This window comes from Shewanella algidipiscicola, assembly GCF_900380485.1.
Classification (GTDB): Bacteria; Pseudomonadota; Gammaproteobacteria; order Enterobacterales; family Shewanellaceae; genus Shewanella; species Shewanella algidipiscicola.
In genome coordinates, this window is sequence record NZ_OXJV01000018.1 from 144,167 (window position 1) to 168,247 (window position 24,081).

22 protein-coding genes are annotated in these 24,081 nt (G+C 49.6%); 7 read left to right on the forward strand and 15 right to left on the reverse strand.

What is annotated here, in order from left to right; genetic code table 11:
• Positions 1-9 precede the first annotated feature (9 nt).
• From DN599_RS14520 to gspC, 11 genes are all read right to left on the reverse strand, one after another.
• Positions 10-486 carry a type II secretion system protein M gene (locus DN599_RS14520; RefSeq protein ID WP_110458308.1) on the reverse strand — a complete coding sequence of 159 codons (477 nt, stop codon included), beginning with the start codon at positions 484-486 and terminating at the stop codon, positions 10-12.
• A 1-nt stretch (position 487) separates the two neighbouring features.
• The gene (gspL, locus tag DN599_RS14525; RefSeq protein WP_110458309.1) at positions 488-1,693 is read right to left on the reverse strand and encodes a type II secretion system protein GspL; all 1,206 of its coding nucleotides are present in this window, start codon (positions 1,691-1,693) and stop codon (positions 488-490) included.
• 118 nt (positions 1,694-1,811) lie between these two features.
• Complete coding sequence (gene gspK, locus DN599_RS14530) at positions 1,812-2,810, reverse strand: type II secretion system minor pseudopilin GspK (protein ID WP_259650875.1); 999 nt, start codon at positions 2,808-2,810, stop codon at positions 1,812-1,814.
• A gap of 2 nt (positions 2,811-2,812) precedes the next feature.
• The gene (gspJ, locus tag DN599_RS14535) at positions 2,813-3,550 is read right to left on the reverse strand and encodes a type II secretion system minor pseudopilin GspJ (RefSeq protein WP_110458310.1); all 738 of its coding nucleotides are present in this window, start codon (positions 3,548-3,550) and stop codon (positions 2,813-2,815) included.
• Positions 3,531-3,902, reverse strand: a complete 372-nt coding sequence (gene gspI, locus DN599_RS14540; RefSeq protein ID WP_110458311.1) for a type II secretion system minor pseudopilin GspI — start codon at positions 3,900-3,902, stop codon at positions 3,531-3,533. Before gspI ends, gspJ begins: the two co-directional genes overlap by 20 nt.
• A gap of 62 nt (positions 3,903-3,964) precedes the next feature.
• Entirely contained in the window at positions 3,965-4,543 is a 579-nt protein-coding gene (gene gspH / locus DN599_RS14545; RefSeq protein ID WP_110458312.1) for a type II secretion system minor pseudopilin GspH, read from the reverse strand.
• Positions 4,544-4,558: 15 nt separating this feature from the next.
• On the reverse strand, positions 4,559-4,993 hold the full coding sequence (gene gspG, locus DN599_RS14550; RefSeq protein WP_110458313.1) for a type II secretion system major pseudopilin GspG: 435 nt from the start codon (positions 4,991-4,993) through the stop codon (positions 4,559-4,561).
• 71 nt (positions 4,994-5,064) lie between these two features.
• The gene (gspF, locus tag DN599_RS14555) at positions 5,065-6,285 is read right to left on the reverse strand and encodes a type II secretion system inner membrane protein GspF (protein ID WP_110458314.1); all 1,221 of its coding nucleotides are present in this window, start codon (positions 6,283-6,285) and stop codon (positions 5,065-5,067) included.
• A gap of 3 nt (positions 6,286-6,288) precedes the next feature.
• The gene (gspE, locus tag DN599_RS14560; protein WP_110458315.1) at positions 6,289-7,860 is read right to left on the reverse strand and encodes a type II secretion system ATPase GspE; all 1,572 of its coding nucleotides are present in this window, start codon (positions 7,858-7,860) and stop codon (positions 6,289-6,291) included.
• Positions 7,853-9,976, reverse strand: a complete 2,124-nt coding sequence (gene gspD / locus DN599_RS14565) for a type II secretion system secretin GspD (protein ID WP_110458316.1) — start codon at positions 9,974-9,976, stop codon at positions 7,853-7,855. Before gspD ends, gspE begins: the two co-directional genes overlap by 8 nt.
• A 24-nt stretch (positions 9,977-10,000) precedes the next feature.
• The gene (gspC, locus tag DN599_RS14570; protein ID WP_110458464.1) at positions 10,001-10,921 is read right to left on the reverse strand and encodes a type II secretion system protein GspC; all 921 of its coding nucleotides are present in this window, start codon (positions 10,919-10,921) and stop codon (positions 10,001-10,003) included.
• 285 nt (positions 10,922-11,206) lie between these two features.
• Here gspC and hslR point away from each other — a divergent pair, with 285 nt between their 5' ends.
• The 5 genes from hslR to DN599_RS14600 all read left to right on the forward strand — a co-directional run bounded on the left by hslR (position 11,207) and on the right by DN599_RS14600 (position 16,599).
• Positions 11,207-11,599 (forward strand): ribosome-associated heat shock protein Hsp15, encoded by a 393-nt coding sequence (gene hslR / locus DN599_RS14575; protein WP_420820876.1) that lies wholly within the window; start codon positions 11,207-11,209, stop codon positions 11,597-11,599.
• Positions 11,600-11,612: 13 nt separating this feature from the next.
• Complete coding sequence (gene hslO, locus DN599_RS14580; protein ID WP_110458317.1) at positions 11,613-12,473, forward strand: Hsp33 family molecular chaperone HslO; 861 nt, start codon at positions 11,613-11,615, stop codon at positions 12,471-12,473.
• Between the two features lie 197 nt (positions 12,474-12,670).
• A complete protein-coding gene (locus tag DN599_RS14590) occupies positions 12,671-14,212 on the forward strand; it encodes a phosphoenolpyruvate carboxykinase (RefSeq protein WP_110458319.1) in 1,542 nt (513 codons plus the stop codon).
• Positions 14,213-14,618: 406 nt separating this feature from the next.
• Positions 14,619-15,827: a dicarboxylate/amino acid:cation symporter gene (locus tag DN599_RS14595; RefSeq protein WP_110458466.1), complete on the forward strand. Its 1,209-nt coding sequence runs from the start codon at positions 14,619-14,621 to the stop codon at positions 15,825-15,827.
• A gap of 289 nt (positions 15,828-16,116) precedes the next feature.
• Complete coding sequence (locus tag DN599_RS14600) at positions 16,117-16,599, forward strand: MgtC/SapB family protein (protein WP_110458320.1); 483 nt, start codon at positions 16,117-16,119, stop codon at positions 16,597-16,599.
• Position 16,600: 1 nt separating this feature from the next.
• Here DN599_RS14600 and DN599_RS14605 read toward each other — a convergent pair whose 3' ends face one another.
• The gene (locus DN599_RS14605) at positions 16,601-17,368 is read right to left on the reverse strand and encodes a ComF family protein (RefSeq protein WP_110458321.1); all 768 of its coding nucleotides are present in this window, start codon (positions 17,366-17,368) and stop codon (positions 16,601-16,603) included.
• Positions 17,369-17,371: 3 nt separating this feature from the next.
• On the opposite strand from DN599_RS14605, the gene bioH reads away from it, so the two are divergent.
• Entirely contained in the window at positions 17,372-18,148 is a 777-nt protein-coding gene (gene bioH, locus DN599_RS14610; protein WP_110458322.1) for a pimeloyl-ACP methyl ester esterase BioH, read from the forward strand.
• Positions 18,149-18,211: 63 nt separating this feature from the next.
• Positions 18,212-18,709, forward strand: coding sequence for a hypothetical protein (locus tag DN599_RS14615; RefSeq protein WP_110458323.1), 498 nt, complete (start codon positions 18,212-18,214; stop codon positions 18,707-18,709).
• A gap of 93 nt (positions 18,710-18,802) precedes the next feature.
• Here DN599_RS14615 and DN599_RS14620 read toward each other — a convergent pair whose 3' ends face one another.
• From DN599_RS14620 to greB, 3 genes are all read right to left on the reverse strand, one after another.
• Positions 18,803-20,794 carry an LTA synthase family protein gene (locus DN599_RS14620; RefSeq protein ID WP_110458324.1) on the reverse strand — a complete coding sequence of 664 codons (1,992 nt, stop codon included), beginning with the start codon at positions 20,792-20,794 and terminating at the stop codon, positions 18,803-18,805.
• A 202-nt stretch (positions 20,795-20,996) separates the two neighbouring features.
• Positions 20,997-23,333 (reverse strand): Tex family protein, encoded by a 2,337-nt coding sequence (locus DN599_RS14625; protein ID WP_110458467.1) that lies wholly within the window; start codon positions 23,331-23,333, stop codon positions 20,997-20,999.
• 196 nt (positions 23,334-23,529) lie between these two features.
• Positions 23,530-24,015 (reverse strand): transcription elongation factor GreB, encoded by a 486-nt coding sequence (gene greB, locus DN599_RS14630; RefSeq protein ID WP_110458468.1) that lies wholly within the window; start codon positions 24,013-24,015, stop codon positions 23,530-23,532.
• Positions 24,016-24,081: the final 66 nt, after the last annotated feature.

Consider the following 24,081-nt stretch of genomic DNA (forward strand, 5'->3'; position numbering starts at 1 on the left):
AAACCTTGTTTACTGGGATAATTGGATGCGGCGCACTTTAACCAGACCTGGCGCATCCGCTTGGGCCAAATCGATGCTGTCCAGTGATAACCCTTGCTGTTGTACCAGATCGCTCAAATAGCTTAGCAAGCTGTTAAATGGCACTTCGTCCATCCACACCTGGATTTTTTGCCCTTGTGGTTGCATCCGCGTGATTGCTAAGCCGTAACGTTTGGCGGTCTGAGTCACTGTGGCACTTAAACTACTCGAATAAGCTTTCTTACCGCCAGCATTCTGTAGTGCCACTATCTTATTGGCAGTCTGTTTTACATAAGTTAACGTGGCTTGCTGAGCTTGTAATGCCCGCTCGGCATCCTGCTCAGCCTCACTTATTGGCGTCCAAACTCCCCAATAAAGCACGCCTAGCATCAAGACCACACCACAGGTGGCAACCAACTGCTGCTCACGTAAAATTAACCCGTTCCACCACGTTTTAAGGTTCTCCATCTTACTTACTCCTTAGGGTTAACGTGCTGGTGACTTCATCTTCACCGCTGTTCATCGCACCAGAGTCGACCTTAAATTGCTTGGCTACTAGGGTTTTAAACTCTTCAATTTGCGCATAACTCTTGGCGGATATTTGCATGCGTAACTCATTGCGACCACTGTCGAAACGCAAGCTAGTCGGCTTTAATTGCGGCACTTTTGCAAATGCCGCCGATAGACCATCGAGCATAGTAAAGAAGGCGGTGCCATCTCCCGAACCTTGTAGGCTACGTAATTTACTGTCCATCTGCGAGCGAATATTAACCACCCGCGAGCTGCCGACCACTTGGTTGAATATCGCGCTACTTTGCGCCTGTAACTGCTCACGCTCGACGTTCATCTGATGAATGGAGAGCCCTTTATTCACTAAGGCCAACACTAAGGCGATGACGATCACTATGGCACTATTACGCCACAGCAACAGGTGTTTACCGTACTCGCGTTTAGGGGTGTAACTGCCTGACAGTAAATTGAGCGGCGCATGTAAAATACCTTTAGCAAGCACTAGCATCGGCAGATCCAGCGGTTGAGGCTGTATCTGGGCGCCATCGATACTCAGCTCACTATAGCCAGCCACAGTGAGCGGGCTGCTCGCCGTGGTTTCGCCAGCAGCTTTGGCAACAAATTGAGGCAGCGTGGCATTAAACCAAGTGGCATCCAGACAGGCACCATGGCCAGCGCCGGTACGCAGCAGATAATCGGAACCAAATTGCATGGCCGCCCACTGACACTCTTGCAGCGGCAAGGCTAAACAATCGGGTACAATTTGGCGCGCTTTAATACCCGCCTCGCTTAACCAAGATAACCAATTTTGCATCTGCTCATGGGCAACAACCGCAACACTGAGGGACTCGCCATCACGCGGGCCGGTGACAAAATGCAGTTTATCGACATTTTCGGCCAAGTTTTCTTCTAGCATAAAGGGCAAGGCTTTAATCGCCTGACGCTGGCCTTTCTCTGGTAAGCGCACCGAGGTGAGCGTGATCGCCGAAGCGGGCACTAAGATATCGACCGGACGGTTACCCGCTCGTTCAGTTAGGGTCGACAAGGCATGGGCGTCGGGCAGGTCACCCGAGGCGATGATCTCTTGCTCTTGCTCGGACCATACCAGCCAATTACAGCGCTGCTCTTGGCTTCTTCCTAAGCGGATAAATAATCGTTCACTCAATGTCTTTCTCCACAAGTTTCATTAAGTTGCGCAAAAAATAAACTTGTATTATCTCAATCGCATTCATTATGGGTATTAGGTTAGTTGACCGCCGAGGGCTTACGCCCCTGCAAGGCTATTATTGTTGACCACCATATTGGCGCGTCAACACAGCTAACTGATTATTTCCGGCCACTTGCAACACGCTTTCCATACGAAAAGTCGCACTGTCGACTTTGGCGCCAGCTTGCAGTAAAAAATACTGACTCTTTAGGCTAAAACTGGACGCTAAGTTCTCTTCACCGCGCAAGCTAGTAATTGAGCTGTTCGCCCAAAAGTCTTCGATACTGTCATAGCCATCACTTGGGCGCTGATTAATAATACTTTCGGCCTCGCCAACGCTAATTTTATTGTCGAACATGCCCGCTAATAACGCCGCATGCTCCAGCTCAATGGTATTAACATTCAATACCTGTCTATCGTAACCCGGGATAGCACACACATAGGGTGCCAGCTTAAGGTACACCTCTTGACTCACCCCTATGACCGCGCGTAGTTCGCTGCGATGACTCATCAAGGTATTCGCAGCGCGGTAAGGCACGGTGCGCGCTTCATAATCGGCATCTTCGGCGCCAAATGGGCTGGCGACGCTATCCTCGTCAATATAATCTTTCACCGTATGCGCCAAGCGCTCGGCGGCAAAATCATCCATGCCTAAGGCTACTAATAACCCTTTAAACTGCTGGGCGGGCAATGGCAATTTGGGCTGACCATTCTCAACTTCTTTAGTCTGCATCGATAACGCATTGACGTTAAAACAGGCCTGCATATCGCTAATACGCCCGGCGATCTCTCCTTGCTCCACTGGCAATACCACATCTGCTTGCGCCCAATACTGCTGCCTGTGGATCTTGCCTTCATCGGCATCGTCTAAATCTTGTTTTAGCACCTTTTTGGCTAACTCTTCAGCCGAAAGTGCGTACCAATAAGCCTGATCATATTGGGCTAAATTTATGGTACGCCGCACCATTATCTGGCTACGGCCATTAATATTGGTGGCGATAATGGCGATCATCGCCACAATCAACAACACCACGATCAGGGCAACTCCGCGCTGTTTTTGCGCCAGTCTATTCACCCTTACAGCCCTCGATTCGGATCGTTATTATTATCATTTTCATCGGCATTATTGTCGTTATCGTTGGCGCCGTTATCGTTACCCTTATTACTGTCGTTATCGTCAGCATCATTACTATTGCTGAGCTGCGCGCCTAGCGGCAGTAAAAACTTACGCTGTATTTTACCCAGCCCCTCCACTTCAACTTCCATGGCGATGGCCTTGGGCAGAGACGTGGCATCAATTTTTCGCTGCCAACTGTCTCCGACAAAGAAGGAGTATTCCACCGATAACACCTTGTCCATCACTAAAGTTTTAATGGGCTCTGCGCCAAATTCAGGCTCTGGATAGGGGAAATACCAGCGCTCTAGTTTATTGTCTTGTACCACATAAGCCACCGACTGTAGGCTACCTCTGGGTAACAGGCCATCTGGGTTGAGCCAACCGATGCGATAAAACACTATCGCTTCTGACTCTGAGTCAAATAAGTCGCTGCCAGTTTGTATCACAGTGCTACCCCGTCCGCCTTCGAGCAACCTTGGGGTGCGTGCCACTATCTGGCCAAAATCACGCTCGAGAGCGCCAAATCCTTGCTGTAAGGATTTCAACTTAGTGGCAAACTCCTCGGTGGCAATATCATTTTTCATCACGGTATTAAGCACAGAGTTAGCCGCCAAGCCCAACATGGCAAAAATGCCTATGGCTACCAGCATCTCTAACAGGGTAAAACCCTGAGTGAATTTATGATGCTTTAAGGACATAACTGCTCACTTGGGCGATGGTGCGAGTGTAGCGCTCATCGTCACTGACACTGATGCGGATCAGTCGAAAGTTATCATCGGTGGTTTTAACCACCTCTTTGCGCCAATACCAGGTCTTGTCGGCCAGTTCGACTTGGCCCTCTTTTTTGCCTAAATCGGTGGCGCCGGCCACTAGTCTGGCGTCGACCATCTGGTTGCTCGCGACCCACTGCGCCAGAGTACGTTCTTCTAAAATGGGCATGTTAGCGATCTGCTCGCCTAGGCTCTTGGTGATCGACACCGCAGCGACGGCAAACACCGCCAAGGCCACAATCACCTCTAGCAATGTCATCCCTTGCTGATTAATTCTCATGCTTGTACCCAGCAGTGCGCGTTAAATGACAAGATAGCAATATTGAGCGCAAAGTGGGGCAATCAATTATCGAGTTCATTGTCTCTTCCCAAGCTTAATCGCCCTAATGCATCGCCCACAACCACAGTTTCTAACTCATTTCCCAAGGCATCTTTACTGATAAACGCCAACTCGAAGGCGCTCATTTCACCACTGGGGAACAGCATCACCTGCGGCTCTGGATGCTTTTTTTTATCCTCGGCGGAAGGCTCAATAAGCGGCTCATCGAACCATGAGTCCTGCTCTTCATCTTCTTGAGACAGGGGTAAACCATCGAGTATCAGGTCAAGCTGTATCCCCTGTTGCATCTCGCGCGCCGCCAGCAAGCGGTCTTGCTGTAGCGGATGCCACTTACCCTCGTCATAAACCACAAACTCATAACGGTCTTTTTCGATAACGATACCGATAAAATGACCACTAAGCACCGTTTCATCGAGCACTAACTCGGTTGACGCCATAAATTGCCGCGCCACTCGATCGAGCGCCTGCTGCTGGTCGGTGCCGCCCATGGTTAAGGTCACTGCGGAGGCCGCGAGCCCCATCAGTAACACCACCAGCAACACTTCCATCAGGGTGAACCCGCGTTGGCGCAAGAGGCTCATCACTCTTCGCTCGGCTTATTGGAAATCTTGTAGATTCCAGCTACCGACATCATCTTCGGTCCCTGGTTGTCCATCTGGGCCGGCACTGAAGATATCGATTTTGCCTTGTTCACCCGGGCTCAATAACAGGTATTCATTGCGCCATGGATCTTGTGGCAAACGCTTAACATAACCCCCTTCACGGTAATTGCGTGGCTCTGGCGAAATGGTTGGCTTTTGGATTAAGGCTTCTAATCCCTGCTCTGTTGTGGGGTAGATGCTGTTGTCCAAACGGTACATATCCAGTGCATTTTCCAGCGCCACAATATCCGAAACCGCTTTTTGCAGATCGGCCTTATCTTTGTTACCCATTAAGTTAGGTACCACCATAGAGGCAAGGATCCCCAAAATTACGATAACCACCATCACTTCGAGTAGGGTAAAGCCTTTGTGCTTGTTTCTTACTTGCATTAATAGATCCTCTATAAAAAATGCCTAACAGTAAAAGGTTAGGCTGTCGCGCTAGGGAGATGCTTGGGGCATCAACCACTAATCATGTTGTTAAGTTCTAATATCGGTTGCAAAATCGCCAGCACGATAAACAGCACAACGGCTGCCATGCTGACCACCAATAAGGGTTCAAATACCCCCAAGGCAATATTCACGTTCGACTCGAATTCACGGTCTTGGTTATCGGCAGCGCGTTCGAGCATCTGTTCGAGCTGGCCACTTTTTTCGCCAGAGGTGATCATATAGAGCATCATAGGCGGAAAAAGTTTAGTGTTAGTCAGCGCCGTGCCTAAACTAGTGCCTTCGCGCACCCGAGCGGTGGCCTCTTCTACTTCGGCTCTAACCCTAACGTTCATCAACACTTCACTGGCGATGCGCATCGCATCAAGCAGAGGTACGGAGCTGGCCGTTAAAATGCTTAAAGTACGTGCAAATCGCGCCGTATTGAGCCCCTTGCTGACACGGCCGATCACCGGCATTTTCAGCAGGACACTATCGAAGGCCATGCGATTGGCCGCGCTTTTTAACAGTTGTTTGGCACCAAAGGTTAACACCACAACGACCCCGACCACTAACAAGCCGTAATCACGGATAAAGTCAGATGAGGCGATCAATAATTGCGTGGTCCATGGCAACTCTTGCCCCATGTGCTCAAATTGTCCCACCACTTGAGGCACTACGGCCGCAAGCAAGATAGCAATGACACTAATGGCCACCACTGTCAGCACAAGGGGATAGATCATCGCTTGAGTCATTTTACTTTTTAGCTGCTGACGGCGCTCGGTGTAATCGGCCAAGCGGTTAAGCACCACTTCGAGGTGACCTGACTTTTCACCCGATGCCACCATGGCGCGATAAAGATCATCAAAAATATGCGGAAATTCGGCCATGGAGTCGGCCAGACTATAGCCTTCGACAACCCGTGAGCGCACCGCCATCACCATGCTGGCGAGGCGATCTTTTTCACACTGCTGACCAACGGCCTTTAACGCCTCTTCCACAGGTAAGCCGGCGGCAACTAAGGTCGCAATTTGGCGAGTGATCAGGGCTAACTCAGCGACCGAAATACCACGCTTAAAGCTAAAACCTTGGCCCTTGGCCTTGGCTTCCTTGTCGACCACAGGGGTGATCTCCAGCGGCATTAAGCGCAGCTCGCGTAGCTGACCTCGGGCGTGACGGGCGGTATCGGCTTCGACCACCCCTTTTTGCTGTTTGCCTTGGGCATTTAACGCCTTGTACTCGTATGCTGGCATGGCTTACTCCTCGCGAGTGACGCGCAGCACTTCTTCTAAGGTCGTGATGCCGCTAAGCACTTTACTCATGCCATCGTGACGGATACTGGGTATCGATTGGCGAATATATTTTTCAATCGCTAGCTCGCCACGGCCACTATGGATAAGTTCACGAATTTTATCATCCACCAACAGGAGTTCATGGATCCCCGTACGGCCTCGATAACCATTATGGCCACAAGCGGCGCAACCATTGGCACGATAGATGGTGCGTGGGTCGTCGACGCTAATACCCAGCAGTTCGCGCTCACGCTGATCGGGCACATGCTCAACCTTGCACTTAGGACACAAGGTGCGGATCAATCGCTGCGCTAACACCCCAAGCAGACTCGAAGAGACTAAGAAAGGCTCGACGCCCATATCTTGCAAACGCGTAATGGCGCCCGATGCGGTATTGGTATGCAAAGTGGAGATCACCATGTGACCGGTCAACGAGGCTTGCACGGCAATTTGAGCGGTTTCAAGGTCACGGATCTCACCTATCATCACCACATCAGGATCTTGACGCAAAATGGCGCGCAGACCGCGGGCGAAGGTCATATCCACCTTAGTATTCACCTGCGTTTGGCCTATGCCAGCGAGTTCATATTCGATGGGGTCTTCGACCGTTAAGATATTGGTATCGATGGAGTTAATTTCGGTCAAGCCGGCATACAGGGTGGTACTCTTACCCGAACCTGTCGGGCCCGTGACCAAGATAATGCCATGAGGCTTACGGATAAGCTCATCGAATTGATGCCGGATAGCATCTGTCATGCCGAGTTGTTTAAGGTCGAGGTTGCCGGCGTTTTTATCCAGCAAACGCATCACCACACGCTCACCATGGCTCGATGGCATGGTCGACACCCGCACATCCACCGCACGACCAGCAATACGCAGCGAGATACGGCCATCTTGCGGCACCCGCTTCTCGGCAATGTCTAAACGCGCCATCACCTTGATACGTGATACCAGCAGTGACGACAGCTTGCGATTGGGCTTAAGCACCTCTTTGAGTACACCATCGACGCGAAAACGCACCACCAGTTGCTTCTCGTAGGTTTCGATATGGATATCGGACGCTTCCTCTTTAATCGCTTCCGATAACAGAGCGTTGATCAGTTTAATGATCGGCGCATCATCGTCCCCTTCGAGTAGATCTTCGGTTTGCGGTAACTCTTCGGCAAGGGTAAACAGATCCATCTCGTTGCCAATATCTTCCATCAACTGCTGCGCTTCTGATGAGTTGGCTTGATAGACCTGAGTTAACTTAGCCTCAAAAACATTAGCCGCTAACGTCGCCAGCCCTAACTCTTGGCCCGCATAACGTCGCACCTCTAACATCGCCTCAAGCGGCGTGCTCTCGGTATGGTACAGGGTTAAACGTTGATCATCGTCTTTGGCTAATAGCAGTTGAAAACGATGCGCAAACGCAAATGGCAGACGCTCGCGGCTGTTTGAGTGAAACACCTCATCGGATTCGGCCTCAGAGACCAACCCAAGCTCACTCGATACTTGGGCTAGTTCATCATGTTGAGTGGCTTGCAGATCACTCATCGTCTGCGTCTTGCTGTTTGTTATCAGAAATCTGTTTAAGCGCAGGATCAGTTTCACGCATTTGCGTTTCTAACCCTTTACGGTCTTTATAACGCTGCAGCACGTCATTCACCTCTGGTGGCAGATAATCTTCTTGATTCCACTCTTCGAGCACTGGCACATCGGTATTTGGCATTAAGTTAACACCTCGCTCTTGCTGCTCAAGCTGCAAGGCGCGGAAGTAGTTATATTTACGTCCCGCAATGCCTTCCATGGTGATGCCGTCACGGATAATGGTCGGCTTAATAAATACCATCAGGTTTTTCTTTTTCTTGCCGCTCGATGATGACTTAAACAGATGACCTATGATGGGGATATCCCCTAGGAAAGGCACCTTCTGTACACTCTCTTGTACTTCTTCGTTAATTAAGCCCCCTAACACCACTATTTGACCCGAATCGGCCATCACAGTGGTGGTTAAACGACGCGTGGCAAAGGTGACATCGACACCAGTTTTACCATTGATACCAGAGACTTCCTGCTCAATGGTCAACTTGACCGTGCTACCTTCGTTAATTTGTGGCACTACTTTAAGCTTGACCCCCACCTCTTTACGTTCAACCGTTTGGAAGGGATTACTGTTACCGTTAGTAGAGTTCTGGCTGCCCGTTAAAATCGGCACTTCATCACCGACAATAAACGACGCTTCTTGGTTATCTAAGGTGGTAATAGAGGGCGTCGCCAGTACATTAGACTTGGTGTCGCTCGATACCGCTTGGATAAGCGCGCCAAAGTCACCCATGGCGACACCCCACGCCATACCGTTAACCTTACCTAGCGCCTGCGCTAACAAGGTGATATCTCCTTTTGAGCTAGGGTTTTGCCCGATAACATCACCCGTATTAGGGTTGGTGATAAAGGTGCCCTCTTGTTCTTGCGCCTGCCAGATCCCGGCGCCAATTTCACCTATGGTAGGACCCAAGTTATTAAACTGGGTACCACCACCGGCTTCGGTTGCCCACTGAATACCAAAACCAACATCATCACCTTCGGCCACTTCAACAATAATGGCTTCCACCAATACTTGAGCACGGCGAATATCCAGCTGATTTATCACGCTCTCAATGGTGCGCATCTGGTCGGGCTCGGCGCTGAGTACCAAAGCGTTAGTGTCGGTATGAGCCATGATATTGATTTCATTGCGACGCTTGCTCCGCCCACCTTGTGGCTGCGCTCCACCATCTTGTGCGCTGGCCAGCTTTTCGGCAAAACCGGTGAGCACTTCGACTAAGTCTTCCGCCTTGGCATAACGCAGATAACGTACCTTGGTATTACCTGTGGTGGCTTGCTCGGCATCGAGCTTCTTGATGAGACTGACGACTCGTTGACGACTCTTTTCATCACCACTGACCAGCACGGCGTTGGTACGCTCATCGGCAACCACTTTTGGGGCTTGTCCCGGCAGTTGTGACTGGTTGGCGGTCGAGCGGTAAAGAGTGTCGATAATCCGTACCATCTCGCCCGCCGAGGCATATTCGAGCGCCACCACTTGCACTTCGGTGTCGCCTTGCTTATCGACGCGTCGCACAATCTCAACCAGTTTATTGACCACTGCTGCGCGGCCCGAGATCATCAATACGTTAGAAGGGTCATAATTTACCACGTTACCGCCGCCGGCATTGTCGTTGAGCTGGCGCAGCAGGGGCGCTAGTTGCTTCGCTTCGGTGTTATACAGGGCCACAATGCGAGTGACCATCTCATCACCTAGTCCGGGTCTATCATCATCGGCAACGCGAATGGCCGAGGTTTTAGCATCTTTATCTTTAATGACTTTGATGATGTTATTGTCCATCTCAACGACGGCATAACCATAGACCTGCAACACATTAAGGAAGAATTGATAATATTGCTCATCATCGAGTAAATCGTAACTGCGAACGTTTATTTTACCGCGCACCGTTGGGTCAACTATGATGGTACGATTCAAATTTTTACCAACAATATTGATAAACTCTTGAATATCTGTGCCTTTGAAATTAGCCGCATATTGCTCAGACCATGCGAGCGAAGGCGCCAATAATGACGCCCCCATGACAACACCCGCGATGAGATTGCGCCGAATATTCTTATTATTCATTTAATGACTTCCCCTAAACTCTTTTTATTGCGGCAAACTAAACATGATCTCAACCAGCTGACCTTCTCTTTCTATCATCAAAGAGATCTCGGTCAGTTCGGGCAACTGCGCCATCACTTCCAATGCTTGGCTCATGTCCGTCAGATCGTAACCGTTCATTGATTTAACTAAATCGTTAGCCTTCAAACCAGCTTGCTCAAATAGCGCCCTATCCTTACCCGGATTGAGACGATAGCCTTGCAGCTCACCATCGCGATTGACAGGCGAAATAGCTAAGTAATCGGTCAGTTTACTCGGATCGGCTAACAGCTCATCACGTGATTCTTGCAGTTCTTGTGCTACCGCTTGGTTGTCGCGTTGATCTACCTGACGTACACCGCGCTCACGCTTGGCTTGTTGTAGCTGTTGATTGGCTTCACTTTGGGTATCGTATTTGAGCCCATCAAGCATCAAAGTCTCGTAACGACCACTGTTTGAAATAATAATACGGTCGGCATATACCTCTTTGAGCGAGGCCGAAGTGCCTTTAATTTTGTCACCTAAACTGTAAGTGTTCTGGCTACCCACCGACTCGATCACTGCCAAGCCTTTTTGCTCAGATGTTGATGCCACGACGCCCGTTAACTGGATAGATAACGAGGTTTTCGGCGCATCGGTGATTTTTTCTTCGACAGGAGCCACCTTAAGCGGATTCCCCTTGGCATCAAACTGGCCAAAAAGAGATAAATTTTCTAAGTTTGATATATTAATCAGACCAGATGATTGGGCGATATTGGTCGGTGTGGGTTGCCATGCTAATGGCGGCTGTGAAACAGGCACTAATTTCCAGGTGATCTGCGCCAATAAATAGATAGCGATGACCAAACCAAGCCAAAATATGGCAGTGCTCAGCGGCCTATGTGGTATACCATTCACCCTAGCAATAACTTTGTCTAATAAATCCATATTATGCGGACCCTCAGCACAGGCCTCTGTTCTGATTATGATAATTTTATGCTCGTGACTCATGCTAACCTACACTGCAATTGGCAACAAGCCCATAACAGTCGCTAAATTAGCCTATAAAGGCTAATTATGCTAACTTTACGCACCGATAAAGGGTGTGAAGTGAGTCGCTATATTAGCTTATCATCCTGCTTAGGATGAGAGTTATTATCCAGCATGTGAACTCGCCCATCTTTTATAATAAGCCACAATCTATTGATATACCCAGATGGAGACACTATAACCATGGCATCTGAACCGCAGATTTCAGTCCGACTCGATAAATGGTTATGGGCGGCGCGATTTTATAAGACTCGAGCCATCGCCAAAGAGATGATCAATGGCGGCAAGGTACACTACAATGGGCAGCGCACCAAATCGAGTAAAATGGCCGATGTCGATGCTGTCGTCAGAATACGACAGGGATATGACGAAAAAGAGGTCGTGATAAAAAAGTTATCTGAACAACGCCAACAGGCGGTGATCGCCCAAACCTTATATGAAGAGACGCCTGCAAGCATTGCCAAGCGCCAGACCTACGCCGAAGCGAGGCGCTTAAATGTGCTTAATAATCCGGCTCCGGATACTAAGCCAGATAAAAAGCAACGTCGTCAATTAATACGCTTTAAAGCAAGCTAACTGTGAGATTGAAATGAGTAAAGATATATTAAACCGCTACCTATTTGACAACGCCGATGTGCGTGGTCAAGTCGTTCAATTAGAGAAGAGTTACCAAGAGGTATTATCTGCTCACGACTACCCAATGGCGATTCAGACGCTGCTGGGCGAGTTGATGGCGGCCACATCACTGCTCACTGCCACACTCAAACTCGATGGTGATATTAGCGTGCAAGTACAAGGTGATGGCCCTGTATCACTGGCCGTTGTTAACGGCAACAACCTTCAGCAGCTACGCGGCGTCGCACGCTGGAACGGTGAATTAGCCGCTGATGCCAATCTCACCACCTTGATGGGCACTGGCCATATGGTTATCACGCTCACCCCTGCTAATGGCGAACGCTACCAAGGCGTTGTAGCCTTAGAACGTCCGACGCTTGCCGAATGCTTAGAGCTTTATTTTGACCAATCAGAACAGCTACCAACCGCTATCCGCTTATTTGCCAACGGTAAACAAGCGGCGGGCATTTTACTGCAAGTACTGCCGGGTGATAGTGAAAACAATCAAGATTTTGAACATCTTGAGCAACTCACTAACACAGTTAAAGCTGAAGAGTTGTTTGAACTCGAAGCCACCGAGGTATTACATCGCTTGTATCATCAAGAAGAGGTGCGCCTGTTCGATCCTATCGATGTGACTTTCCGCTGTACCTGCTCACGCGAGCGCAGCGGCCAAGCATTACGCACGATTCCTCGTGAAGAGTTAGAAACCATCTTAGCTGAGCAAGGTAAAATTGAGATGGGCTGCGAGTTCTGCAACAACAACTACAGCTTCGACTCCATTGATATTGAAGCTTTGTTTAGCAATGCTCTGCATTCTGACGTTCAGCAGTAAATCAACCTTACCTAACACGATTTTTAACAGGGTGCCGCAAGGCACCCTTTTTTTTGTCTATTTAGCGATGTTACTCACACATTTATTTACACATAAGCTACAATCGACCGCCTGCAACCGTAAGCAGCAACAGACTAATAACAAGCTGGCACAGATCGGCACACTCAACCTACTTAAGAAAGATGGAGACCTTACAGATGGCGGATGGATTTAAGCAAACTCATAAAAACCCTTCAACGGCGCAACTTATTGAGTTTGCACTGGCGCGTGGCGAAGGCGTACTCACAGCCAACGGTGCCTTGGTGGCAAAAACGGGCGAACGTACAGGACGCTCACCTAACGACCGTTTTATTGTTAAAGAAGCCAGCAGTGAACATGAGATCGATTGGGGAGCAGTGAACAAACCATTCCCGATGGATGCGTTTAACGCTCTTTGGGAACGTGTAAGCCACTATTTGTCAGATAAAGAGACCTTTGTATCTGAGCTAGAAGTGGGTGCCGACCCTGAGCATTACCAACCTATCAATGTCACCACCGAAACCGCATGGCATCAACTATTTGCCCGTAACCTATTTATCGTCCCAGAGCAGTTCAATGCCGCGAACAAACCTGTATGGCAGCTCATGAATGCGCCAGGATTTGAATGCGACCCCGAACGTGATGGCATCCATTCTGATGCCACTGTCATCATCAACTTTGCCGATCGCAAAGTACTACTAGCCGGACTGAAATATGCCGGTGAAATGAAAAAATCCATGTTCTCGGTACAAAACTTCCTATTACCCGCCAAAGGCGTGCTACCTATGCACTGTTCGGCCAATGTTGGCGCCGATGGCGACACCACGCTGTTTTTTGGTTTATCCGGTACGGGTAAAACCACCTTATCGGCCGATCCCAAGCGTTTTCTCATTGGCGATGATGAACACGGCTGGGCACCTGGCGGCGTCTTTAATATCGAAGGCGGTTGTTACGCCAAATGTATCGATCTTAGTCAGAAAAATGAGCCTGTCATTTGGGATGCTATCCGTTTTGGCACCGTGCTTGAAAACGTCATGTTAGACGAGCAACGCGTTGCCGATTACAGCAATACCGAGCTAACCGAAAACAGCCGCGCCGCCTATCCATTGGAGCATATCGCCCAGCGCAAAGTAGACAACTGTGGTGCCGAGCCAGATGCAGTGGTGTTTCTTACCTGTGACGTCTCTGGGGTATTACCGCCAGTGTCTAAGCTAAGTAAAGAGCAGGCCGCTTATCACTTTTTGTCGGGCTACACCGCGAAAGTCGGTTCTACCGAAATGGGTTCAACGTCGGCGATTCAGTCAACCTTCTCAACCTGTTTTGGCGCGCCGTTCTTTCCTCGTCCTGCGGGCGTGTATGCCGAACTGCTGATGCAGCGTATCGAATCTTTTGGCAGCCAAGTTTATCTGGTCAATACAGGTTGGACTGGCGGCCCACACGGCGTGGGTAAACGTTTCGACATCCCCACCACGCGCGCCATTATTGACGCTATTGTCAGCGGTGAGCTAAAAGAGGTCGACACTCAGCATATCGATAAACTCAACCTCGATGTCCCCGTCGCAGTGTCAGGGGTCGACAGCCAACTTCTCAACCCAGTTAATACCTGGTCAGATCCGGTGGAATATAACCGTTATGCTCAGCAGTTAGCCGAAGAGTTTGCCGCCAATTTCGTTAAATACGATGTATCGGATGCTATAAAACAAGCTGGCCCTAAAGCCTAAATCATTATACTAATTCTAAAATGGCTCCTAATGGAGCCATTTTCATTCCCTTGTTATGACGATAAATGGCGGTGCTTATTCCCCCCATAACCTAAAACCGTAAACACGATAACGCTCAAATAACTCGCAACATCATGAGTTTGTTCAATCAAGGGCTTAAAAACTGCCCCTAATTTGAATAATCATCAATTTAAGCACATCAAAATTGCACTTTTCTCAATAAACATCTAACTTGAAGTCGAATTTGGCTATTTGCTCGTCAGGCTGAGTAATTTTTCACAGCTCAATGACCACACAAGTGCTAGACTCTGCTCCCGCAGTAAGGCTTAGCCTTACTCGCATCCACTCGATTCATTAATATAACGATTAAAACGAGGCCACTGTGGCAAATAAAACCAATCAATTCATGCGTAACATCGGTGTACAAGTCGTTATCGCCATGTTTGTCGGCGCGATCGTCGGCTTTTTAATGGGCGAAGACGCAAGCATTTTTGCACCGTTAGGTACCATTTTTATTCACCTCATCAAAATGTTAGTGATCCCACTAGTCCTAGTCTCCATCATTTCTGGTGCTGCAAGCCTAGGCGACAGCCCATCGGCGGGGAAAATCGGTATCGGCACATTTGGCTTCTTTATTCTCACCTCCGGTGCAGCGGTTAGCCTAGCCTTAGTGATGGGCAACCTGTTCAAACCTGGCCTAGGCATCGATTTTACCGCTCACAGTAGTGGAAAACTGATGACAGTCACCGAAGAGCATGGCGCACTGCCGGGGGTGATGGACACCTTTATCGGCATGATCCCAACCAATGTATTTGAGTCGCTAACAGGTGGCAACATCTTACAAATATTGGTCTTTAGCATCTTCTTCGGCATTGCACTGACTAAGGTCAAGGGCGATGGCGCCAAACCAATTTTGAGCGTGCTTAACACCATAGTCGATGCGTTTGTGTGGATGATTAATTGCGTGATGATCATCGCTCCTATCGGGGTGTTTGGCCTGATGGCAGATTCAGTCGGCACCTTTGGTTTCGATGCCCTAGAAGTGGTGTTTAAGTTATTTGCGGTATTTGTTGTGGCTATCTTGTTGTTTGGGTTTGTGTTCTTCCCTCTGCTGGTGCAGCTGTTTTCTCGGGTCAGCGCCAAACAATTTATTAGCGCGATGAAAAAACCCCAAGTGATGGCATTATCTACCGCATCATCGATGGCGACTCTGCCAGTTAACATGGAAACCTGTGAGCAAGAGCTGAAGGTCTCTAAGGCGACCGCCTCTTTCGTGTTGCCTTTAGGCGCGACGATTAACATGAGTGGTAATGCCATCTATTACGGTCTAGTGGCGATGTTTTTTGCACAGATGTATGGCATCGACCTGTCGCTGACCGCCTATACAGCGATTGTCTTCACCTCGACGCTTGGAGCGATCGGTCAAGCCGGTGTGCCGGGGCCTTCGTTCCTAGTGGTTGCAGTATTACTGGCCGCTGGTATTCCCATCGACGGCCTACCGCTACTGTTTGCCTTAGATAGGATATTCGACATGATCAGAACTTCGCTCAACATTACTGGCGATGCCGCTTGTGCATTAATCATGGACAAGTACACTCAAGATAAGACAGCGTAACCGATAAGCTGACCAGACTACACATAAGGGCGCTTGCTGTCGCAGCGCCCTTTTTCAGCGTTACCATATAGCAGCAAACTCAACCTAGCCCCACCGACAAGTGTGCCCCTTACGCCAGCAACTGGCATGACAATTATATCCCAAGCCCCCTATTGACAGCGCAAGCGTTTGAGCCGACACTCGCCGAAATAGACCCACTGACATAAGTGAACGGTATTTTTCACGCCATGGCACTTACCAGTAAGTCTCCCACAACACCTGCTCTGTGCACATTTTTAGGAAGTTAAGCATGAACCTCGATGCACTGTTTTCCATTGATCCCTTTAGTTGGCGATCCATGACCTGTGCCATCATCTGCGGCGTGATTATTGGTCTTGAGCGACAGCTACGGGGTAAACCTGTAGGCATAAGAACCTCTGCGCTTATCGTCGTGGGTACCTACATCTTTATCGCGGCGTCGATGACAATATCGACCAGCATCTCAGATCCCTCGCGTATCATAGGCCAAGTGGTCACCGGCATTGGCTTTCTTGGCGCTGGGGTGATGTTAGCCAAAGAGGGAGTCGTGGTGGGCGTCACCTCGGCAGCGGCCATTTGGGCGCTCGCCGCAATTGGGGTGTGCATCGCGGTGATCGACCCTCTCGTCGCCATCAAGCTATCGTTAGTGGTTGTAGCCATATTGTATGGCGTCGATGTGTTAGAAGAGTACTCCTCCGCCTTTACCCGTGGGGTACACAGTAAATACCGTAAGTGGCGCCGCAGCGGTTACTAACTCACTCGAGCAGCCCCGGCGCTTCGGCTCTTGCGAGGCACCACACTTGCAGATGAATATAGTGAGCGGCAAACAGCTCGGCTATCGACTGCACCGTGGTGCCAGTGGTGACGACATCATCGATCAGGGCGATACGCTGATAATTAATCGGCTCAGTTAAAATAAAGGCGTCAGCGAGATTGCGGCGCCGCTGTTTACCGGTTAAGCCAGCTTGCGGGCGGGTATCGACCCTACGCACCAACACGTTATCGAGCATGGGGATCCCTAGTTGGTGACTAAGGGTATCGGCAATTAACCATGCCTGATTAAAGCCACGCTGACGTAAACGATTTGGATGCAGCGGCACCGCAATCATCGCCTGAGGCAAGCGTATTAATCCCAAGCGTTGTAATTGTTTAATACGCTCAACCAAGGCCATCACTAACATATCCAGCGCCGCTAATTCGGCGCGGTATTTAATGCCCGCCACCAGCTCCCCAAGCCCCTGATGATAACTGGCCGGTGCAATGACCACTAACGGCTGGCTATGCTGGCATGCACCGCAATAGCAACTTTGTAGCAATAACGTTCGGCCACAACCTAAGCACGTTGGCGTTTGGTACAAGCTTATCTCTAGGCAGCAGGCGCAGATCCCCCGATAAGGGGCAGCCACTGTCTGATGGCACATCAAACAGCGATTGGGTAAACTAGCGGCCAATAATTGCTGGCACGTGGCGATAACGCGGCGCAATAGCAGTGGGCGAAGTAACTTTGGTAATAATGAGGGCATATTGTGAGTCAGCAATCCTTGCATATTCAAACTATAGGTCAAGGTACGCCTATCGTCATGCTACATGGCTGGGGCGTTAACAACGCGGTATTTCAGCCGTTGCATCCCCTTTTTCAGAATTACTGCGTGCATTATGTCGATCTGCCAGGCTTTGGCGATAGCCACCCCTTAGCGGGTGACATCGACACTTGGGTCGATGCGATAGCCGCCCAAGTGCCCACACAAGCCATCTGGGCGGGCTGGTCACTGGGAGGGCTGATTGCCACACGAGCCGCCATACGCTATCCCGCACGGGTCATCGCCTTATTGACCATAGCTTCTTCCCCCTGTTTTATGGCGCGTGACAGTGAAGCTTGGCCGGGCATCGCCCCGCAGGTGCTGGCCCAATTTTCCTCTCAGATCGAGCAAGACTTAGGCAAGATGGTCGACCGATTTTTAGCCATTCAAGCCATGGGCAGCGCCACGGCCAAGCAAGATATCAAGCAACTACGTGACTTAGTCATGGCTAAACCTTTGCCCGATGCACTTGCCCTCAAACAGGGACTCCAGATGTTAAGCAACGTCGACTTACGCCAAGCTGTAACGACATTAGACTTGCCATGGCTAAGAGTGTGGGGGCGCTTAGATGGATTGGTGCCCCGTCGAGTGCCCCCCTTAATGCCTAAGGGGTCGCCCCGCGTCGAAGATCTGATCTTACCCAAGGCGGCTCATGCACCGTTTTTATCCCATCCTGTGCCTTTTGCTGATGGCGTACTGAGCTGGCTTGACAACATAATTTAACAATTACTTTAACTATTGGTAAAAACTGTTTATTATTTAGGCATTGCAGCCGGAGTCTATCTAATGTTAGTGGTCACCAACTATCCCCAAGTACCTATCGCGACGACCAACGTCGCCACCGATAGCGCGCGGGTAGAAAACCACCAACGCCCCCCCATCATCCCTGCACCTCAGCTAGCACGCAGCAATGAAGAACGCCCGTTTAACCCCCAAAATGAACGTGCTGCCGATCAGACCCATATTCAATCTAAACTAAATGAAAAAGTGCAGCCCAAACAGCAAGGTGGCGGCGGTCAGCAACAACATGAAGGTAAACAGCAGCAACAACAAGAGCGACCCAACACTGCTACGATATCTCGGCCAGCATTATTTAAACCTGCACTTGCACGCAGCGATATTCGCAATGTGCCACTCTCACATCCTACTGCAGTAACAAAAAGCACTCATCGTCTGACGAATGAGGCGCCGGCGTTTTATCAAAGTGTCTCGGCTCACATTGCCAGCTTTTATCAAACCCAAACACTCCCCCAAAGTGAACCCGGCTTGTCGACTTATATCTAGCATTCAAGCTAAATATCACCCATAAAAAACCCGCATATTTCGGCACGGGTAAAATTTTGTTTGAGTCAAGTGCGCCGAGCGATTCCCCCGTTATTAGGGCGCTTGCACCGTCGCTGCTGATGCAGGTGTGATGGGTTCGTTCTGGGGCGGAGTTTGATAAAGCTGCTTTTGGTAGGCCAAACTGCCCCATAACGCCCAAGAGAGCGCAGCCTGTTTCATCTCATCACTTTGCTCATTATGGACAAGTTTTTTATTTTCAAAATCATAAATATAACCACTTGGGTCGCGATCGGGTTGCAAGATCACCACATCATCGCCACGCAAATACGCCATATTTTTATCGTATTGCATTAAGGCGCGTCCCGGCCAATTGGGGTCGGCTAAGGTGAGATCTTGGCCCAACATAGGATAACTGGCCGAAACCCCCATAAGTGACAACAAGGTCGGAGCCAGATCAATCTGGCTAACCACTCGATTATCACGCTTAGGCGCAATGCCCTCGCCCACAATCACCGCCGGAATACGAAAATGAGAGATAGGTACTAACGCCCCGCCACCCACGCGGCTTTCATGATCGGCAACCACTACAAACAGGGTGTCTTGCCAGTAACTGGACTGCTTGGCCAACTTAAAGAACTCACCAATGGCAAAGTCGGCATATTTAGCGGTATTGTTGCGCGTCTGCATGGGTTGTTCGTACAGTTCGATGCGGCCATCGGGAAACTCAAATGGCTCGTGATTGCTCGAGCTAAATACCAAACTAAAGAACGGCTTGCCCTGTTGGTGGAACTGCTCGAACTCTTGATTGGCACGATGCATCAAATCTTCATCTGACACGCCCCATGAACCGACAAACATAGGATCGCTATAGTTTTTCTCCTCGACAATATGGCTAAAACCATTGCCTAAGAAAAAGCTTTTCATATTATCGAAGTGGCTCTCGCCGCCATAAATAAATTGTGTCTCATAGCCATGATATTTCAGGAGATCCGCGATGGTAAAAAAGTCAGTTTGACTCTTACTCAACTTAACCACAGCGCGGGCTGGTGTTGGCGTAAAGCCGGTAATCACAGCCTCAATACCGCGCACCGAACGCGTTCCGGTGGCATAGAGCCTATCAAAGGCCCACCCCTCTTGAGCTAAGGCATCGATATTGGGAGTTAAGGGTAATCCACCTAAATAGCCCACAAAGCGAGCCCCTAGGCTTTCTTGCAAGATGATCACTAGATTCTTAGGCTTACCTTGGTAACTGGCTTGGTTATACGTCACGCTAGGCAAGGTATCAGAGCTAAAGGCGCTGAGGAGGCGGCCACTTTCACGACGAATCGTATCGATAATGGTTTGCTCGTCGAGTTTACCGTAACTTGCTGAGGCCTTGGCCTCATTAGACATTTGATCGATAGCAAATACCAGCGAATAGGCGGAGTTAATCACTAAGGAATTAACTAATGGGTCATCGGCAAAAGCCACCATAGCGGGGTTAAGTGGACGGTGCCCTAAGGTCGAACGCGCACCTAATAGGGTGATTGCAATAACCAGTACTGCCAATACCGGACGCCAAAACCAACGTGGATATTGCACATTACGTAATAAGCGACCACTCAGTTTCCAGCCTCCCAACAAACTGACACTGCTCACTAACAGGCCTAAGAAAATTTCGCCTTTGCGGCTCGTCCACAGCATAGACAACACTTCTTTAGGGTAGATAAGGTATTCAACGAAGAGTCGGTTGGGGCGCACGCCATACTCTTCAAGAAAAGAGGGGGTAGAAAGCTCAAGAAAAATCAGCAACCACAACCCTAAGGTCAACCAGACTCGTAACAGTGGTTTCCAGCAACGACCAACAAAATGATCGCCACTCAACAGCGCCGTGCCTAAGGCCGCCACGCCCCACAACCAACACAAGGTGGCAATATCGACTCGCAATCCCTGAATGAGCAGGTGTGACCAACCCTCAACGGCGGCGACCCGTTCGGCCTGCCACAGCCCCAAACCAATGCGGCTTAACGTGGTAATGATTAAGGCGATCAATCCAAAATAGAGGATGGCGCGAAACGGCCCTGCAGTTGTCGATCTGTTACTCATAGCGTTCCCAAACAAAATGTCATTAATATCGATGCCCTTCTAACGGAGCACTTATCATCGGCCCAAAGCCGATAAGGCAACTTTTTGACATAAAAGTAACAAATAGGTTCGGCAAATGTTTCACCAATGTTTTGATGATTAACAAACATAAAAAAACCGAGGCGTTTAAGCCTCGGTTTTTATGATGAAAGTTTGATGAAAATTACTTTTTCAATTTAGCAAAAGCATCGGCAAACGCATTGCCCATTGCCGCATTCGCTGGAGCTTGGGACGATTTATGCTGGCTTTTTTGCGTCGATTTACCTTGGCCGCCTTTATGGGTTTTGGTATTGCTCGGGCGTGGGCTCGGCGCTTTGTCGGCAGCTTTTTCATCGAGTCGCATGCTCAAGCTGATCCGTTTACGCTCCACATCCACGTCCATCACTTTCACTTTAACCACATCGCCAGCCTTCACCACTGTATGGGGGTCGCTGACAAACTTGTCGGTTAACGATGAAATATGCACTAGGCCATCTTGATGCACACCCACATCAACAAAGGCGCCGAAATTGGTCACATTGGTCACCACACCTTCTAAGATCATATCTGGTTTAAGATCTTTTACCTGCTCAACCCCCTCTTTAAACACCGCAGTTTTAAACTCACCACGGGGGTCGCGGCCCGGTTTTTCCAGTTCGCTCAAGATATCGTTTAACGTGGGTAAACCAAATTCAGGGGTAATAAAACGGCTAGCATCAATCTGTTTAAGCAGCTCGCTGTTACCCACTAAAGCATCAACCGCCTGTTGCTGCGCCTTAGCCATGGTCTCGACAACGCTATAGGCTTCTGGATGCACGGCGCTGGCATCGAGTGGATTATCGCCACCGACAATGCGTAAAAATCCGGCGGCCTGCTCGAAGGCCTTAGGCCCTAGGCGAGCGACTTTTAACAGCTGCTTACGGCTAGTAAATTGACCATGCTGATCGCGATACTCGACAATGTTACGCGCTAAGGTTTTGTTGAGTCCTGCCACCTGCGCCAATAACGGCATGGAGGCCATATTCAAGTCGACGCCGACGCCGTTAACACAGTCTTCAACAACCGCCTCAAGCGATTGTGACAATTGGCTCTGGCTTACATCGTGCTGATATTGACCGACACCAATCGATTTTGGTTCGATTTTAACCAGCTCAGCCAAGGGATCTTGTAGGCGACGGGCGATAGACACCGCACCACGGATCGACACATCCAGCTCTGGAAACTCTTCGGCGGCTAATTCAGAAGCCGAATAAACAGAGGCGCCCGCTTCACTGACCATAATTTTGGTCAAGGTTGGCATATCGGCTTTCACAGCAGCGATCAGCTCGGCGGCCAGTTTGTCGGTTTCCCGCGACGCGGTACCGTTACCGATAGCGATCAGCTCTACCTTGTGCATTTTAACTAGGTTAGACAGGGTACGAATCGACTTTTCCCACTGATTTTGCGGGGCGTGAGGAAAGATGGTCGAGTGAGCGACCAACTTACCTGTATTGTTGACGATAGCAACTTTCACCCCAGTGCGCAGACCAGGGTCTAGCCCTAATGTACACTTAGCCCCCGCAGGCGCGGCCATCAATAAGTCGCCTAAATTACGGGCAAACACATTAATCGCTTCGGTTTCGGCCTGCTCACGCAGCTTAGCAATAAACTCCGTTTCCATCTGCAGGGCAATTTTAATTCGCCAAGTGGCAGTGACAACCTGTTTGAGCCACTGATCAACGTCGCTGTCGCCGAGTTTAAGGTTAAAGTGGTCGCTAATGATCACTTCACAGTAACTGCCTTGTTTCCCATCTGTATCTGGGTCGGCGTTCATGCTTAGGCTTAATACGCCTTCGTTACGCCCACGTAGCATAGCCAAGGCGCGGTGCGACGGAATATGAGTCAGCTTTTCACTGTGCTCGAAATAATCTCTAAACTTGGCGCCCTCTTTCTCCTTGCCCTTGACCATGCGGCTCTCAAGTTGTGCCTGCTGGGTCAATTGGCGGCGCACTTTATGCAGTAATTCGGCATCTTCGGCGAAGCGTTCCATCAAGATAAAACGCGCGCCATCGAGCACGGCTTTGGCATCGCTAAAGCCGGCGTCACTATTAATATATTGGCTTGCAACTGCGTCGATATTGGCCTGACGGTCTTGCAATAGTTGATCAACCAAAGGCTCGATACCCGCTTCGATGGCAATTTGCCCTTTGGTACGACGCTTAGGCTTATAAGGCAGATAGAGGTCTTCTAGGCGGGTCTTGCTGTCGGCGTTATTAATGGCCGCCTGCAAAGCTGGCGTCAGTTTGCCTTGGGCGTCGATGCTCGACAAAATTACCTTACGGCGATCATTTAGGTCACGTAAATAGCCTAAACGCGTATATAAGGTACGCAACTGGGTATCATCTAAACCACCTGTGACCTCCTTACGGTAGCGCGCCACAAAAGGAACCGTTGCGCCGTCATCCAATAGGGTGATTGTTGCTGTCACTTGCTGCTCACGAACATTGAGTTCTTGAGCGATGGTTTGTGCAATATTTTGCATAGAATACATCGAGCCTAAATTGGTAGATTTCGTGTCGCCAAAGATACCACAGCCATCGACTAAGTTGTACGGTGTTGCCTCGACAAAAACCACCAAAGCCTGCGAAAACAGGCTTTGGCTTTACCACAAGCGTTAGCGCTTAATGGCCAAAACTGGCGATAACCTGCACTTTGGGGTTATCGCTGTGGCTCAGAGGTTACTGCGCCTCAAATGGTTGGTATTGGATTTTATTGATATACCAGACTTTATCGCCTTGTGGCGTGCTGACCACCACTTCGTCATCGACCTGCTTACCAATTAGCGCCCGCGCCATTGGCGAGTCGATGGTGATATAGCCCAGCTTAGTGTCGAGTTCATCTTTACCGACAATCCGATAGCGCACCACCTCTCCCGCCTCGTTTTCGAGCTCAACCCAGGCACCAAAAAAGACCTTACCCTCTTGTTGGGGCGAATAGTCGACGATTTTAAGATCCTCCACCCGCTTCACTAGGTAGCGAACTCGACTATCTATCTGTCTTAATAGTCTTTTATTGTAAGTGTAATCGGCGTTCTCACTACGATCACCTTGTGCGGCCGCCTCCTGCACCTTTTTGGTGATCTCGGGGCGATACTCTTTCCACAGGTATTTAAGCTCTCTATCGAGTGCTTGCCACCCTTCACGGGTGATCAACATAGCTTTCATATCATTACTGGATTTATTCTGCATTTAGCTTAATCACTCAATTTTAGTCGGGATACTACCGTCAAT

Coding starts and splice junctions, on each gene's coding strand:
- DN599_RS14520 (WP_110458308.1), bottom strand. CDS start 486: ATGGAGAACCTTAAAACGTGGTGGAACGGGTTAATTTTACGTGAGCAG.
- gspJ (WP_110458310.1), bottom strand. CDS start 3,550: ATGTCCTTAAAGCATCATAAATTCACTCAGGGTTTTACCCTGTTAGAG.
- gspI (WP_110458311.1), bottom strand. CDS start 3,902: ATGAGAATTAATCAGCAAGGGATGACATTGCTAGAGGTGATTGTGGCC.
- gspH (WP_110458312.1), bottom strand. CDS start 4,543: ATGAGCCTCTTGCGCCAACGCGGGTTCACCCTGATGGAAGTGTTGCTG.
- gspG (WP_110458313.1), bottom strand. CDS start 4,993: ATGCAAGTAAGAAACAAGCACAAAGGCTTTACCCTACTCGAAGTGATG.
- gspF (WP_110458314.1), bottom strand. CDS start 6,285: ATGCCAGCATACGAGTACAAGGCGTTAAATGCCCAAGGCAAACAGCAA.
- gspE (WP_110458315.1), bottom strand. CDS start 7,860: ATGAGTGATCTGCAAGCCACTCAACATGATGAACTAGCCCAAGTATCG.
- gspD (WP_110458316.1), bottom strand. CDS start 9,976: ATGAATAATAAGAATATTCGGCGCAATCTCATCGCGGGTGTTGTCATG.
- gspC (WP_110458464.1), bottom strand. CDS start 10,921: ATGGATTTATTAGACAAAGTTATTGCTAGGGTGAATGGTATACCACAT.
- hslR (WP_420820876.1), top strand. CDS start 11,207: ATGGCATCTGAACCGCAGATTTCAGTCCGACTCGATAAATGGTTATGG.
- hslO (WP_110458317.1), top strand. CDS start 11,613: ATGAGTAAAGATATATTAAACCGCTACCTATTTGACAACGCCGATGTG.
- DN599_RS14590 (WP_110458319.1), top strand. CDS start 12,671: ATGGCGGATGGATTTAAGCAAACTCATAAAAACCCTTCAACGGCGCAA.
- DN599_RS14595 (WP_110458466.1), top strand. CDS start 14,619: ATGCGTAACATCGGTGTACAAGTCGTTATCGCCATGTTTGTCGGCGCG.
- DN599_RS14600 (WP_110458320.1), top strand. CDS start 16,117: ATGAACCTCGATGCACTGTTTTCCATTGATCCCTTTAGTTGGCGATCC.
- DN599_RS14605 (WP_110458321.1), bottom strand. CDS start 17,368: ATGCCCTCATTATTACCAAAGTTACTTCGCCCACTGCTATTGCGCCGC.
- DN599_RS14615 (WP_110458323.1), top strand. CDS start 18,212: ATGTTAGTGGTCACCAACTATCCCCAAGTACCTATCGCGACGACCAAC.
- DN599_RS14620 (WP_110458324.1), bottom strand. CDS start 20,794: ATGAGTAACAGATCGACAACTGCAGGGCCGTTTCGCGCCATCCTCTAT.
- DN599_RS14625 (WP_110458467.1), bottom strand. CDS start 23,333: ATGCAAAATATTGCACAAACCATCGCTCAAGAACTCAATGTTCGTGAG.
- greB (WP_110458468.1), bottom strand. CDS start 24,015: ATGAAAGCTATGTTGATCACCCGTGAAGGGTGGCAAGCACTCGATAGA.